This is a genomic window from Sphingobium psychrophilum (genome assembly GCF_012927105.1).
In the GTDB taxonomy this organism is placed as follows: Bacteria; Pseudomonadota; Alphaproteobacteria; order Sphingomonadales; family Sphingomonadaceae; genus Sphingobium; species Sphingobium psychrophilum.
This window is the reverse complement of record NZ_JABBFV010000011.1, coordinates 103,225-117,978: the sequence shown is the minus strand read 5'-3', so window position 1 is coordinate 117,978 and position 14,754 is coordinate 103,225. Positions and strand designations below refer to the sequence as shown.

Below are 14,754 nucleotides of genomic sequence, written 5' to 3'. Positions count from 1 at the left end.
ATTCAGCCTCGCGGGGGACGCAGAATTGACGAAGGTGCGATGGACCGCGCCGCCTCGGCGGGTTCGCGCGCCCAGATTGCGGTGACAGGCTTCAACAGCGCAACAACCACAGCCTGCGCAGGCACATCGATTGTCTGGAGCACCGCATGAGCCGCCAGATGCATCAGGTCGGGTGTGTCCGGCTGCTCGGCCGGGGCGTGATCATGATGATCCCGATCGACGCTGATGACATGCTCGGCATCATGGACGTGCGGCATAGCGTCATGCCAGGTGGCAAGCGCCAGCATCCCGAACAGCGCCAGAATCGCCGAGAGCGCAAAAAGGCGCATGCGGGCACAGGCCCGCACCGAAGCGCGCAAACTGACCGACGATGCCGTCATGGCGATACGGGTATCGCGAACGCGGCCGGTCCACAAGCGCGCCGCAAGACAGGGATCATGACAGTCGAGATGAAAGTCATCGGCGTGGCCAGCGCTGATGGAGATCGTCGATAACGAACGCATGCTCCCGCGCCTTGCCGTGATCACCGCGCAGATGGGGATGATCGGGCGCGAGATCCGCATGGTCATGGTTCACCGTATCGGGATCTGCGCTGGGCCAGAGCCACAAGGCGGCCAGGGTTCCGGCGGCCGCAATCGCCGCCATTGCCGCAAACGCCGCCGTCTGCCCGATACTGGCGCCCAACAGCCCCACCAGGGGATAGCAGATCAGCCAGGCGCAGTGGCTGAGCGCGAATTGCGCGGCGAACAAGGCCGGGCGGTCGTCGGCATTGGCCGACCGTCGAAGCAATCGGCCCGATGGCGTCACGCTCATCGAATAGGCGATACCGAGTATGAACCAGCCGATCAGGACCATGCGCCAATAACCGGGCGCTGCCCCAAAGCTTGCCGTGAGCATCGCCAGAAGGGCGAGACCGATCGTCATTGCTGCCGCAGCCCCAATCATGATCGTACGATCGGCGACCCGATCGAGGATACGTGGCAGGGTCAGCGCGGCAAGGATCGAGCCTGCGCCAAAAGCCGCAAGGGTGAAGGCAACATCGCGCTGCGTGAGGCCGAGATTACCACGCACGATTACCACCGTGTTGACGATGACCATCGAACTGGCCGCAGCTGAAGCGAGGGTCAGCGCAAGCAGCCCGCGCAGGCGCGGCGTCTTCAGATAGATGCGCGTACCCCGCGTTGTCTTGGCGTAAATCCCGCCACTTCTCGGTTCTGATTTCGCGGCACGTGGCAGGACCGTCGTCACGACGAGCAGCGCCGAGCACAGAAACCCGATCGCCGTTCCCGAAAATAGCCAGTGGAAGTTGATGACGGTCAGCAGCCCGGCAGCCAGGATCGGGCTGGTCAGGCTTTCCATGTCATAGGCGAGCCGCGACAGCGACAGCGCGCGGGTATAGTCGCGCTCCTCTGGCAGGATATCGGGGATGGTTGCCTGGAAGGTCGGCGTGAACGCCGCGGAGGCCGATTGCAGCACGAAGATCAGGACATAGATCTGCCAGACCTGGCTCACGAATGGCAGGCAGATCGCCACGGCCATCCGCACGAGATCCATGCTGACAAGAAACGCGCGACGTGGCAGGCGGTCGGCGAAGGCGCCAACGACCGGCGCGACACCGATATAGGCAACCATCTTGATCGCGAGCGCCGTCCCGAGCACCGCGCCGGCGCTGCCGCCGGCGATGTCATAGGCAAGCAGGCCGAGCGCAACCGTCGCGAGCCCCGTGCCGATGAGCGCGATGACCTGAGCCATGAACAGATGGCGATAGATGCGGTTTGCCAGGACGGAGAGCACGTTGCGTTTGTTCCGATTGATTTGCGACCCTATCCCCCATGGGGGATATCGGACGCGCTTGAGTTATCCTCCCCTGGAGGATATGTAAAGCCATGTAGCGCGTTGCAGGAGGTCTTGCGGATGACGGAACACAGGCACGAAAGTCATCCCGCGATCGTCAAGCGATTAAATCGCGCTGGTGGCCACTTGCGCAGCACTGTCGATATGATCGTGGCTGGTCGACCTTGCGTCGAGATCGTCCAGCAACTTCATGCAGTCGAAAAGGCAGTCGCCAGCGCGAAGAGAGCGCTTATTAACGACCATATCGATCATTGCCTCGTCCATGCCGACGGCACGGAGGCCGTTGGCTCGGCGGTAGAGGAGTTCAGGATAATATCGAAATATCTATGAGCGGCTACGTCTGACGTTGATCGGCTACTCGACCAGACGCAGTCTGCTAGCGTGTGCTAATAGAGCGGCACTTCCCCACCAAAATGCTTGTCCGACGAACGATCCTTTGACCTGCGTCCGCCAAACTTATCAGCGTTCAGGTATGGATGTCACGCCGCCCGCACACCGCCGAGTCTTGCCCGAATTCGGCGCCTTCAGCGCGTTACCCATGCGCAACCGTCAACCACTTTGATTCGGAAGCCCGCCGTGTACAGTCAGATCTGAAGGGCCTTTCAGATGGTTGTGGTTAGGTCATGATCCCACATAGGAAAAAGACCCGAGCGCTTAATAGCCTATGGCCGCTCTAGGGCGTGGTGATGATTTAACTATCTGATCCAAATGGCGATGGCAGCGAGTTTGACGAAGCCCATGAAGTTGACGAGCAGCTTGTCGTAGCGGGTTGCGACGCGCCGGAACTGCTTGAGCTTGTTGAAGAAGCGTTCGATCTGGTTACGCTCCTTGTACAGGTGGCGGTCGCAGGGTCGCTGGACCTTGCGGTTCCGTCTGGGTGGAATGACGACGGTGGCACCGGCCCTTTGGATTGCCCCGCACAGATGATCGGCATCATAGCCTTTGTCGCCGAGCACGGCATCGGGTGAGAAGCCGTCGATCAGGTCGGCCGCGCAGGCGATATCGCTATGCTGTCCGGGGCCGGCAATCAGACGCACTGGCAGGCCTAGCGCATCACCTGCCGCGTGGATTTTCGTGCTCAGCCCGCCGCGAGACCGACCCAGGCCTTGGGCATCCGCCCCCCTTTTGACCGAGGCGCGCCAGCCGCATGTTGGTGCGCGCGCACGATCGTGCTGTCGATCATCAGCCACTCCAGGTCGGCTTCGCGCGCCAGATGCTCCAGCATCGCATCAAGGATGCCCATCTCGATCCAGCGGTAATATCGCCGCTTCACCGTCCGATAGTCGCCCAACCGCTCGGGCAGGTCACGCCACCGCCCACCTGAACGCGCCATCCACAATAACGCATCCAGAAAACGCCGGTTGTCCGTGCGCGGCCCGCGCTTGCCCTTCGTGCCGCCCGGCATGTGCCCTTTCAGCCGCTCCCACTCGTCATCCCGAAGCGCGTCGATATCCATCGCTGATCCCAAAAAAACAGCCATGAATCAGACTTCCAGCCTCATGGGAAGCCCTAAGTGTTAAATCATCACCACGCCCTAGTGGCAGCGTCATGAAAGGCTGATTCGCGCCAACGTCTCACCGCAAACTTCAACAAATTCCCAAAGTTCGAGAGCAAAGAAACAACGTCGGTGCCCAAGGCGAAAAGGGCTCCAACGATCAAATTATGGGCGAGCCAAAATGGAGCCCCCACGAGGAACAGACCCTTCATACGCGTCGTCGATGTCTGCAAGCGGGCTAGACTACCCAGCGAACTGCCGGTCAACGCCAGCGCGGATGGTATTCCGTGCCATGTTATGACCGATAGGAAGGACAACACAATGAGGCTGGCCCCATAGAGTCGCACGACGACATAGCGGTCACGCACTGACGCTGAGACGAGGAGTTGCGCGCAAGAAATGAGGCATGCCACCGCCGCAGTGGGCGATCCCAACATTAGAAAATATGTCGCAAACGCAGCAGCGCCCGCGCTCTGAATTTTTACGACCGTCTTGTAGTCGCTGAAGAACGGCCAGATAATGACACACAGAAGCGCCACGCAACCGAAGGCGGTGGCAATCACGACTGCCACCGCTCGGTTCTTCCAATCTTGATCTGCGTTTCGCGCCCAGCTCGTTCTTTTTTCATCACTGAAGCGTGAAGGAACGAGGTTAATTAGCCTTTAATGGGCCTTATAAAATCCCCTGCTTAAGGCTTCTTTTGGATCGCTGTTACCTCACCGGCGCTGCCCACAAGCGTGACATCAAAATCGACCTTGTCGCCCACCTTCGCCGCGTCGGATATCGCAGGCGCGGCCTTGAACGCCATGGTCATTGCCGGCCAGTTGGCTTCCGGGATCGGGCCATGGTCGAGCGTGATCGTGCCAGCGGTCTTGTCGATCGCGGTGACCGTGCCATGACCCTTGGCCATGATCGGCGCAGTGGCAGCTGGTGCCATCGCCATATTGCCCATGTCACCGCTCATGGCGGCGGCGGGCGCCGCCTGGTTGGTCTCGGCCGCAACCGGCGTTTCCGCTTTCTTACCGCACGCAGCGGTCAAGGCGGCGAGGCCGAGGGCAATAGTCAGTCGTGCATGCTTCATGGTCTTCTCCTTCATGAAATAAGAGGTTGAGGTGTGGGCTTGCTCTTCGGCCGCCGGAGCAGAAGATAGGCCGCAGGAAGTACGAACATGGACAGGAGCGGCGCGGTGAGCATGCCGCCGATCATCGGCGCGGCGATCCGGCTCATCACTTCCGAGCCCGCGCCAGATCCCAATAGGATCGGCAGCAGGCCGGCGAGGATAACCGCGACCGTCATCGCCTTAGGCCGGACGCGGAGCAGCGCACCTTCGCGCACCGCAGCCTCGACCTGAGTAGCATCGGGACCGGCGCCGCGTTCTTCCAGTGCGTTCTTGAGGTAGATCAGCATCACCACGCCGAACTCGGCCGAAACGCCGGCGAGCGCGATAAACCCGACGCCGGTCGCGACCGATTGGTTGAAACCTAGCAAATAGAGAATCCAGATGCCACCTGTGAGCGCAAACGGCAGCGTGCCCATGATCAGCGCGGCTTCATCGAACCGGCCGAAGATCATGTAGAGCAGCACAAAGATGATCAGCAGGGTCGCGGGCACAACCAGCTTCAGCTTGTCGACCGCACGCTCGAGATATTCGAACTGGCCGGAATAGGCGATGCTGACGCCCGGCGAGAGCTTGACCTGCTTCGCCACCGCGCGCTGGAGATCGCCGACGACGGAGGCGAGATCGCGCCCGCGAACATCGACATAGACCCAGGTGGAGGGGCGCGCATTTTCGGTCTTGAGCATCGGCGGCCCTTCAGCGATCGATATGTTCGCGACCGTGCCGAGCGTGATCTGCTGCCCCGATGGCGTCAGGACCGGGAGCGTGCGGAGGCCTTCCAGGCTGTCGCGCACCTCGCGCGGGTAGCGCACGCTGATCGGGTAGCGGGCTAGGCCTTCGACCGTTTCGCCAATCGTCTCGCCCCCGATCGCACCCGAAACGATCGCCTGCACATCGGTGATGTTGAGCCCGAACCTGGCGGCGGAAGCCCGATCGATGTCGACATCGACATAGCGCCCACCGGTCAGCCGCTCGGCCAGCGCCGAACTGACGCCGGGCACGGTCTTCGCCACCGTCTCGACATCATGGGCGATCCGGTCGAGCTGGACGAGATCGGACCCCGACACCTTGACCCCGATCGGGCTCTTGATGCCGGTCGCCAGCATATCGATGCGGTTGCGGATCGGCGGCACCCAGACATTGGCGAGGCCGGGGAGCTTCACCGTGCGGTCCAGTTCTTCAACGAGCTTGTCGGGCGTCATGCCCGGCCGCCATTGATCGCGCGGCTTGAACTGGATGGTCGTCTCGAACATTTCGAGTGGCGCCGGATCGGTCGCGGTCTCGGCACGGCCGGCCTTGCCGAATACGCTCTCAACCTCGGGCACGGTCTTGATCAGCCGGTCGGTCTGCTGGAGCAGTTGCGAGGCTTTCGCCGCCGACAACCCGGGCAGCGCCGAGGGCATGTAAAGCAGGTCGCCTTCGTCCATATTGGGCATGAACTCACCGCCGAGGTGTGTGAGTGGCCAGGCCGTGGTCGCAAAGACCAGCGCCGCGATCAATAGCACGGTCTTGGGTCGCCGCATCGTCCAGTCGATCGCGGGCCGGTAGATGTTGGTGAGCCAGCGGTTGACCGGGTTGGATTGCTCGGGCGGGATCTTCCCGCGGATCAGCAGACCCATCAGGATCGGCACCAAGGTCACCGATAGGATCGCCGCCGACGCCATCGCGTAGGTCTTGGTGAAAGCGAGCGGCGCGAACAGCCGCCCTTCCTGTCCTTCGAGTGTAAACACCGGAATGAAGGAGAGCGTGATGATCAGCAGGCTGAAGAACAGGGCGGGGCCAACCTCTGCGGCGGCTTCGGTGATGACAATCCAGCGCATCTCGCCCTCGAGATGCTTGCCCGGATGATCCTGTTCCCAGTGCTCGATCTTCTTGTGGGCATTCTCGATCATGACGACGGCCGCATCGACCATCGCGCCGATCGCGATGGCGATGCCGCCCAAGGACATGATGTTGGCATTCACCCCCTGGAAGCGCATCACGACGAACGCCGCCAGCACCCCCAGCGGAAGAGTGAGGATCGCGACCAGCGCTGAACGGACGTGCCAGAGGAACAGGCCGCAGACGATGGCGACGACGATGAACTCTTCGACCAGCTTGTGGGTGAGATTCTCGACTGCGCGATCAATGAGCTGCGAACGATCGTAGACCGTCACCACCTCGACGCCGGGTGGCAGGCTCTTTTTCAGTTCGGTGAGCTTGTCCTTGACTCCGGCGATCGTTTCGCGCGCGTTCTTGCCCGAACGCAGGATCACCACGCCACCGGCGACCTCGCCTTCGCCGTTCAGCTCGGCGATGCCGCGTCGCATCTCCGGGCCGATCTGGATGGTGGCGACATCGCCCAACCGCACGGGCACGCCACCGGCGCCGGTCCTGAGCGGAATCGCCCGGAAATCGTCGAGCGTCTTCAGATAGCCCGAGGCGCGAACCATATATTCGGCTTCGGCCATCTCCAGCACCGAGCCGCCCGCTTCCTGATTGGCTTGGCTGATCGCCTGGACCGCTTGCTGATGGGTGATCCCATAAGCGGCCAGCTTCACCGGATCGAGCAGCACCTGATACTGCTTGACCATGCCGCCCATGCTGGCCACCTCAGCGACGCCGGTCACGGTCTTCAGCTCGTAGCGCAGGAACCAGTCCTGAATCCCACGGAGCTGCGACAGGTCGTGGCGGCCGGTGCGGTCGACCAGCGCATATTCATAGACCCAGCCAACCCCGGTGGCGTCCGGTCCGAGCGCGCTGCGGGCGCTTGCCGGCAGCCGTCCCTGCACCTGATTGAGATATTCGAGCACCCGGCTGCGCGCCCAATAAAGGTCGGTGCCGTCTTCGAAGATCACATAGACGAAGCTATCGCCGAAGAAGGAATAGCCGCGCACCGTCTTCGCGCCGGGAACCGACAGCATGGTGGTGGTCAGCGGATAGGTGACCTGGTTCTCGACGATCTGCGGCGCCTGTCCCGGATAGCTGGTGCGGATGATGACTTGGGTATCGGAGAGATCGGGCAGCGCATCGATCGGGGTCGAACGCACCGCCCACAGCCCCGCCCCGACCAGCGCAAGCATGCCGATCAGGACGAAGAACCGGTTACGGACCGACCAGCGGATGAGATGGGCGATCACTGGCCCGCGACCTTCGCCATGCGCCGCACAGTGGCTCCGGCGGAAGGTTGATCGAATCCAAAACGGACCCGATCGCCGGTCTTGAGGCCGCGCGCGATCTTAGGATCGGGTAGCTGGAAGGTCATCGTCATCGCCGGCCAACCGATCGCAGGCACCGGCTCATGGCTGAGCGTCACCGAATTGGCGGTGATCTGCTCGATCTTTCCAACGGTCTCGTAGAGTCTGCCAGTAGCAGCGGGTTTGGCGGCTATAGGCGCGCCACCCCCGATCGGCCGCGCCTGGACTCCGGACAGGCTCGCCTCGGAGTCTATCAGGAACTGGCCCGACGCGACGATCTTCTCACCCTCGCCCAGGCCCGCCAGGATCTCAGTCTGGCCCCCGGATTCCCGCCCGGTCTGGACCTCGGCCGGCCGATAGCGGCCCTTGTCGAGCGCGAGCATCACCAATGTCCGCTTGCCGGTACGGATCAGCGCTTCGGAGGGCACCAGCAGCGCCGGTTGCGTGGCTCCGCCAAACGACACGGTTGCGAACATGCCGGGACGCAGGCGTCCGCTGCGGTTGGGCAACTCGATCCGCACGGTCAGCGTCCGGCTGTCGGCTTGCGTCTGCGGCAGGATCGCTGAAACGCGGCCCGACAAGATCTCGCCGGGAAATGCCGCGAGCGTCGCCCGCACGGTTTGCCCGGGTTTGAGCGGTCCGGCGATCGCCTCGGGCACGGCGGCATTGAGCCAGACAGTGCCGAGACCATTCACCTCTGCGAGCGTCTGTCCTGCCGTCAGTGTCATGCCGGCTCGCACGTCCAATGTTTTGACAACGCCGCCGATCGGCGTGGAGATCGTGATGACATTGTGCGGACGGCCGCCGCGCTCGACCGACGCGATGGTGCCAGACGGCATGCCAAGCAGCATGAGTCGCTGGCGGGCCGCCTGGGTCAGTGCTGCGTTGCCGGTGCGGCGCACCGCGAGAAACTCGGCCTGCGCCCCGCCCCACTCCGGCACCAGGATATCGGCGAGCGGCGCCCCCGCGCCGACCACGTCACCCGGCGCGCGACCATAGACTCGCTGCACGAAGCCCCCGGCACGTGCCTGGACGATCGCGACATCGCGCTGGTTGAAGTCGATTGTACCGGTCGCGGTGAGGCTGCTAGCCAGCTCGCCGCGTTGCACCGTGGCGATCCGCAGACCGAGCGCCTGCGAGGCGGAAGCGTCGACCGAAATGCCCGGCACCTGCGCGCTTGCTCCGCCCTCGTCCGCATAACGAGGGATCGTCTGCATACCCATGGATGAGAGACCCGGACCCTCATGGTGCTCGGCCGGTATCATCGGATCGTACCAATAAAGAATCTTGCGCGCTGCCGGCTTTACGGCCCCACCATCTTTTGTGCCCTGGAAGCCCGCTAGAGCGAACCCGAGACCGCCGGCAGCAAGCGCAAGAGCAGCAGCTGCGCCAAAGAGCCACCCGCGGGCTATCATAACCTGGCTCATCGATTTCCGCTCCGGTAGGTGAGTGTCAGCCGCGCACCGTCCGCGGTGACCAGGGCTTCACGATCAAGAGTCGTGATGGTGGCATCGGCCAGCGCGGCATAGGCGTCGGCGATATCGACGAGACTGGCACGACCAGCCGCATAACTGGCGGTTTCCAATTTCACGCGCTGCTCAGCGAGCGGTTGCAGTGTGCTCTGCGCACGCATCCATTGCTCATGGTGCATGACATGGTCGGCGATATCCGCATCAAGGTCGGCGGCGAGCGCGCGCCGCGAGGCCTCGCGTTCAGCCATCACTCGTCCGGCATTTGCCTGGGCTGCCGCGATCCCGGCATTCTGGCGACTGCGCGTGAAGAACGGCAGGCTGACCGTCACACCGGCCGAGACATAGTCGCCGAACCGGGGATCGCGGCGCTGGTAGGCCAGGTTGACACCAAAATCGGAACGCCGGCCGGCATCGGCTACGCGCACATCGGCATCCGCCTGCCCGGCCTGGGCATCGATCATCTGGATGGTGGGGTGGCGGTCGAGTCCTGCGCGCAGACCCGCTGCGTCGACCGCAAAATCGGGGATCGGTCCGGCGATCTCCGGCGCGGGGTCTCCGGTCCACCGGGTTAGCGTCGCGCGTGCCCGCGCCACGTTCGAGACCAGTTCACTGCGGCGATCCTGCATCGCGGCGACGGCTTGGCGCCCTGCAAGGGTCTGCGCCGGGCGCGCGCCTCCCGATGCGACCGCACCTGGCGTCGTTCCCACCACACGCTCGAGACCGGACAGAATATCGTCGAGCACGGCGAGCCTGCGCTCGGCATAGGCCAAGTTGATCCAGGCTAGCGCGGTGCCAACCTCGACCGTGCGCGCCTGGACTGCGGTATCAGCCTCGGCCGCCTTTATGTCGCTGTCGGCGCGCGCCTGTTGCGCATGGCGCTTGGCGAGATTGGGAATGTCCTGGGACACGCCGACCCGCGCCATGCTGAAATTGTCGCGCTGCGGCTCGAACGCGAGCGGTCCCGATACCGGGAAACTGTCGATCCCAACTGCAAGCGTCGGATCAGGCAGGGCGCCGGCCGCGCCGCGCACGGAACGGGCGGCGTTGGCACCGAGCGCCTTCGCCTTGAGCGACGGCGCTTCCTGCCGGGCGCGCTGGAGGGCCGCGTCGAAGGTGAGCGGCTCGGCGAAGGCAATGCCGGGGATTGCCGCTAACAGCGGCATACACAAAAATAATCGCATGGAGATCTCCTGATCGGAGGTTCAGGCAAGCGTGGCACACCAGGCATGTCAGTGGCGGCAGGAAGGGGTATCCCGCCGCCACTGCTGGCCTAGCCGTCTATGCGACCTGAAGCGGCCAGAACCTGCTGCTAGCCAGCCGAGGCGCCGGACGGAGACATCATGCCATGCATCTCCTTCATACAATCCGCGGAGCTCATCTTCATCATGTCGCAGTCGCAGTTGGCCATCTTCGCGGTATCAGGCACCCAGACGCGCCGCTGAGCCGGTCCCGTGGCGCGCGGGCCATATTGGGGAACCGACTTCCACTCATAATGACCGGATTGTTGGCTGTGGTCGGGCTGGCCGGCGAATGCGGCGGCAGGCGCGGCAAGGGCTACGCCCAGCAGGGCGTAGAAAACACGGTTTTTCATGACTGTAATCCTTTGGCAAATCATCGTGGTAGCCGCAGATCGGACAGGATGTTTGAGTGCGCGATAGGCGCACCGATCCTGTCAGCCTGACGGCTGTGGTCGATCAGCCAAGGATAGTCGGTGGTTCAGGCTCGGGGGTCAGATCACTGCCATGCAGGGTCGACGTCGTGGTCCAGAATGCCATAGCTCCGTGAGCCACCGGCGATGCCGGGACGCGCGGCGCGTCGCGCAGAACCATCGGAACGACACAGCCCATTGATGCGACGCAGTCGAGCGTCAGCCCCTTGCAGGGCTTGCCCGAGGGCTGTTGTTTCTGAGCCATCGCATTCATGCAATCTGCGCTCATTCCCGAAATCGCCATCGGCGCGGAAACCGGGGCCGGGTTAGAGGCATAGGCCGCCGCTTGGCCCATGAGGCCAACCAAGGCTCCCAGCAGGAGGAAGAGATGCAGTACCCGTTTCACAGCCGTTACTTCTTACACCCGTCCTTATCGTAGAACAACGACATCATCGTCCGCCATGACGCGCAAAGACATGCTGTCCACCTGGACCGAAGGCGACGACATTATAGGGGTCCACGTGTTGCCCCGGGACTTCCATCCCCGGCGAGCCCATCGGCATCCCGGCAACCGCAAGTCCACGCACGCCGCGCGGCTTCTGGGCAAGGACGCGCTTCATGTCGGTAATCGGGACATGACCCTCGAATGCCATGCCGTCTACAATCGCTGTATGGCAGGATGACAGGCCCGAAGGAACGCCTTGGGTCCGCTGGAAGCTGGAGCGCTGGCGATCGTCGATGATGGTTACTTGGCGCCCGAACTGCTTACGCACCTGCGCCGCCCACTGCGCGCAGCAGCCACAGCCCGGATCGCGGTGAACCACGATAGGCGTCGCCGCCGCGCTGGCGACCGAAACCGACGCAAGGACCAACGACAATGCGACTTTGAGTTTCATATCGTCCTTCACCGCACCCATTCATCAAGGCTACCACTCTTCATAATACGCGCGACCGCCGCCTACCCCTCAAAAAGTGGCAGACGGTCGCAAGATTACCGTAGCGATCACGAACCGACATTCGTCGATGGGCAATCCAGGGTCGTTGCAGACCTCTCGCACTCGCGTCGATTTATGCAGTCGAAAAGCATTATTGCACCCGAGCAGGCCGCATTTCACATCTCAGCGACCCGGTCGCACGGCCGTAAGTTGACCGTTCGGAGTCCCGCATTCCCAACAGACGTGACGTATCTTTTCCTGTTCAATTCCACGTCGAGCAGAGCGACCCTCAGATCACATATTTGTCCCAGCTCGCATAATGTTCAGCGCTGCGCTTGCCGCGCGGAAGGCTGAGACCGACGAGGGCGAGCCCTATGATCACCGAAACGATCGTTCCCAGGTGGCCGGCCCCCGTCAGCAGGAAAGGGGCAGCAACCAGCCAGGCGCCGAGCGCGCCATTGATGAAGCGCACGGCGCGGGCAACTTCGGCGGTGGCGATGATCGCGACGGTGATGACCAGGGCACCAATGACATGGTCGCTGTTCGCCATGGCGCCCTCATTGCCCAGTGTCACCCGCGTGAGCATGAGGAATGCGCCGAGCGCGATACTGACCGCCAGCGTCCACGGCAGGGTCAGCCCCCGCTTTGCATCGGCCCAAAATGCGGCAGGCGACGACATCAGGTCGGAGGCGTCCTCACTGCCGGCCTCGCTCGCGTCGCCCTGGAAGAAGGTGCGAATCAGCGGCTTGCCGCGGCATTTCGCCCACACAAGGAACTGACCCATGGCGATGACCTCGTCGAGCGCGAAAGGGATCATGATCAGCATGGCGAGGGCGGCGATCAGCGCCAGCGTGCTCCAGGTGCCAATGACGATGGGCTGGCTGATGATGAAATAGATGCTGACCACGCCGAGTGGAATGACCAGGATGCCGAAGAAGGTCACCATCCACGGCATCGTGCGCCAGCGGTCGCGGGTGCCCATCACCGCCATCAGGATCTCGAGCACGTAGCTGATGGTGCCGAGACCGCCGTCGGGAATCGGCCACGCCTTTGACATGTTAGACGTGATGATCTCCTCGGTACCATTGCGCGGATCGCTCAACGAGCCGACAAAGAAGGGTTCCCAGACGCTATCGATGTGGCCCAGTTGGTATGCCGTCAGGATGCGCGAGGTAAGAAGACCTATCAGACCCATCACGACGATCGGCAGCCGCTGGGCATCGGTAGACGGCGAATAGGTCCAGCCGGGTGGGATGTTCTTGGGGTCCATCATCCCTGCCATGCTCATACCCGGCATCATCGGCACGAGCACCGACAGCGCGATCACAGCCGAGCCGATGAGCAAATCGTTGTTGTACTGCGCCGCGCTCGGGCTCCAAAAGATCAACGGCGCGAACAGCAGCCAGATCCCAACGAATGCGACCGCCCACTGAGCCCACGTCTTGGTGCGTGGTACAAGCGACAGCGCACCGAACAGCGCGATGGCAAGCCCGCTGACAAGATCGCTTACGGCCAGCGCGCTTGCACGCCACTCGATCGACGGCAGACCGCGATCGACCGTTACGAACCGCGCCGCCTCACCGACGCGCTGCGCGGTCATGGAGTCGTAGATGAGCGGGCTCGAGGCGAGCCACAGACCGAGGCCGATGTTGGCGTAGAGCGCCCAGCGCGCACGGCGCTCGTCGCGGTCCATCATGGCCATGTGATCGCCATGTGCACCGTGGCTGGACATCGCCATGTCCCCAGCCCCGTGCCCCACAGCGGCATGATCCATGTTGCCATGGTCCTTAGCTCCGTGCTCCATGCCGGGCATCGCGCCGGCTGCCGCTTCAGGCGGGTTATGGTCCAGCTCGGCCGGCTTCGGATCGGACTTGTCGTTCCAGGCGACGAGGTTTTCGTTGAGCTTGTTGTTCCGGTACCAGGCGCGCGGGTGGCGCTTCAACGCCGCAACGATCGTCGGAAGCGTTTCGCGAAGACTGTGCTTCGGCTCCCATCCAAGTAGCGACCGTGCGCGCGAGATATCGAGAATGTAGTGGTCGTTGCTGCTGTCGATCATCCAGGGCTGGATGAAATCGTCGTCGCCGAGTGCCTCGTTCTGAAGAACGATACCAGCCTTCGCGAGCGGCTGCGGGATGCGGATCGTCTTCCAGCCCTCGCCGTGGAGCGCCTCGCCGACGATGTCCTGGATTTCGGCGTAGCCGGGGGCATCGGGTTCGCCGATGAGCAGGGGCAGTTCAGACGGAAGATCGTGCCGCCGATCGACCAGGCGCACCACGGCTTCCGCCAGGTCATCGCGGTGCACCGATGATTGCGCCGCGCACAGCATGCCAGGATAGAAATGCGAGATCAGGCGGTGCTCGTAGATCTGCGATATCTGCTGTGCGAGGAACGCTGAGCGTCCCTCGTCGGCATAGACTCCTGCGGGTCGCAGGTAGACGACGGGTATCCGTCCGTGACGCTCGTGCAGCAGCGCCTCTGTGTCGACTTTGGACTGCGGATACGCCCAGGAGGCACCGATCGGCGATTCCTCGTTGATGCGCTCCTGCGGAGTGGCGGTCGGTTTATGGACCAGCATCGTGCTGGCGAAGACGAATTGCTCGACATCGAACGACTGGAGTCCGTCGATCAGCCGCCGTGTCCCTTGGACGGTTACCTTGTCGTAGAGCGGATTGGGATCGCCAGAAATGTCATAATACGCGGCGAGATGAATGACGGAAGCAATGCGGTTGCCGTATCGCGCGCGAACCTCCTCGAGCGCAGCGTGAACCGCTTCATCCGAGCCGACATCAATGTCGATAGCGGCGGCGGGCGGTGGTGGCTCGGGCGGACCGGCGCGATCGAGACCGACGACCGTGTAGCGCTCGCCGAGCCGGGCGATCAGGGCCGCGGCGATAAAACCGCTCGCTCCGGTGACGAGGACGATCTCAGAAGCGCCTTTGGCGCCACTCGGACCGCTGCGCTCGATGTCGGTCATACTTCCACCATCCTGCTTCTTTCGCGAAGAGCGTCGATCGCTGGATATTTGAGCAAGATGCGCATGACGAAGCCTTTCCGACA

Annotated in this window: 13 protein-coding genes; 1 reads left to right on the top strand and 12 read right to left on the bottom strand. The window is 63.0% G+C overall.

Annotated features, from left to right (window positions below):
* Window positions 1-2: 2 nt before the first annotated feature.
* Together HHL08_RS15740 and HHL08_RS15735 are read right to left on the bottom strand one after the other, a co-directional pair.
* Window positions 3-380 carry a hypothetical protein gene (locus tag HHL08_RS15740; RefSeq protein WP_169574016.1) on the bottom strand — a complete coding sequence of 126 codons (378 nt, stop codon included), beginning with the start codon at window positions 378-380 and terminating at the stop codon, window positions 3-5.
* A 76-nt stretch (window positions 381-456) separates the two neighbouring features.
* Entirely contained in the window at window positions 457-1,752 is a 1,296-nt protein-coding gene (locus HHL08_RS15735) for an MFS transporter (RefSeq protein ID WP_206377904.1), read from the bottom strand.
* A 6-nt stretch (window positions 1,753-1,758) separates the two neighbouring features.
* Between HHL08_RS15735 and HHL08_RS26385 the strand changes: the two genes are divergently transcribed.
* The gene (locus tag HHL08_RS26385; RefSeq protein ID WP_456242931.1) at window positions 1,759-2,184 is read left to right on the top strand and encodes a metal-sensing transcriptional repressor; all 426 of its coding nucleotides are present in this window, start codon (window positions 1,759-1,761) and stop codon (window positions 2,182-2,184) included.
* A gap of 365 nt (window positions 2,185-2,549) precedes the next feature.
* Here HHL08_RS26385 and HHL08_RS15725 read toward each other — a convergent pair.
* The 10 genes from HHL08_RS15725 to HHL08_RS15680 all read right to left on the bottom strand — a co-directional run bounded on the left by HHL08_RS15725 (window position 2,550) and on the right by HHL08_RS15680 (window position 14,671).
* Window positions 2,550-3,310 (bottom strand): IS5 family transposase gene (locus HHL08_RS15725; protein WP_169574044.1). Its coding sequence is split into 2 segments (ribosomal slippage): window positions 2,550-2,971 and window positions 2,971-3,310, totalling 762 coding nucleotides; the frame shifts between segments, so codons are not numbered across the junction.
* A 68-nt stretch (window positions 3,311-3,378) separates the two neighbouring features.
* Window positions 3,379-3,912 (bottom strand): YgjV family protein, encoded by a 534-nt coding sequence (locus HHL08_RS15720; RefSeq protein ID WP_328804668.1) that lies wholly within the window; start codon window positions 3,910-3,912, stop codon window positions 3,379-3,381.
* 125 nt (window positions 3,913-4,037) lie between these two features.
* Entirely contained in the window at window positions 4,038-4,430 is a 393-nt protein-coding gene (locus tag HHL08_RS15715) for a copper-binding protein (protein ID WP_182914071.1), read from the bottom strand.
* An 11-nt stretch (window positions 4,431-4,441) separates the two neighbouring features.
* Complete coding sequence (locus HHL08_RS15710) at window positions 4,442-7,585, bottom strand: efflux RND transporter permease subunit (protein WP_169574014.1); 3,144 nt, start codon at window positions 7,583-7,585, stop codon at window positions 4,442-4,444.
* Window positions 7,582-9,069, bottom strand: coding sequence for an efflux RND transporter periplasmic adaptor subunit (locus HHL08_RS15705; RefSeq protein ID WP_066608847.1), 1,488 nt, complete (start codon window positions 9,067-9,069; stop codon window positions 7,582-7,584). The genes HHL08_RS15710 and HHL08_RS15705 overlap by 4 nt, the downstream gene beginning before the upstream one ends.
* Window positions 9,066-10,295 (bottom strand): TolC family protein, encoded by a 1,230-nt coding sequence (locus HHL08_RS15700; RefSeq protein WP_169574013.1) that lies wholly within the window; start codon window positions 10,293-10,295, stop codon window positions 9,066-9,068. The genes HHL08_RS15705 and HHL08_RS15700 overlap by 4 nt, the downstream gene beginning before the upstream one ends.
* A gap of 128 nt (window positions 10,296-10,423) precedes the next feature.
* The gene (locus HHL08_RS15695) at window positions 10,424-10,705 is read right to left on the bottom strand and encodes a hypothetical protein (RefSeq protein ID WP_024018517.1); all 282 of its coding nucleotides are present in this window, start codon (window positions 10,703-10,705) and stop codon (window positions 10,424-10,426) included.
* A 103-nt stretch (window positions 10,706-10,808) separates the two neighbouring features.
* Complete coding sequence (locus HHL08_RS15690) at window positions 10,809-11,168, bottom strand: hypothetical protein (RefSeq protein ID WP_024018516.1); 360 nt, start codon at window positions 11,166-11,168, stop codon at window positions 10,809-10,811.
* A 43-nt stretch (window positions 11,169-11,211) separates the two neighbouring features.
* Complete coding sequence (locus HHL08_RS15685) at window positions 11,212-11,658, bottom strand: DUF411 domain-containing protein (RefSeq protein WP_031308719.1); 447 nt, start codon at window positions 11,656-11,658, stop codon at window positions 11,212-11,214.
* Between the two features lie 328 nt (window positions 11,659-11,986).
* Window positions 11,987-14,671 carry an NAD-dependent epimerase/dehydratase family protein gene (locus tag HHL08_RS15680; RefSeq protein ID WP_024018514.1) on the bottom strand — a complete coding sequence of 895 codons (2,685 nt, stop codon included), beginning with the start codon at window positions 14,669-14,671 and terminating at the stop codon, window positions 11,987-11,989.
* Between the last annotated feature and the right edge of the window lie 83 nt (window positions 14,672-14,754).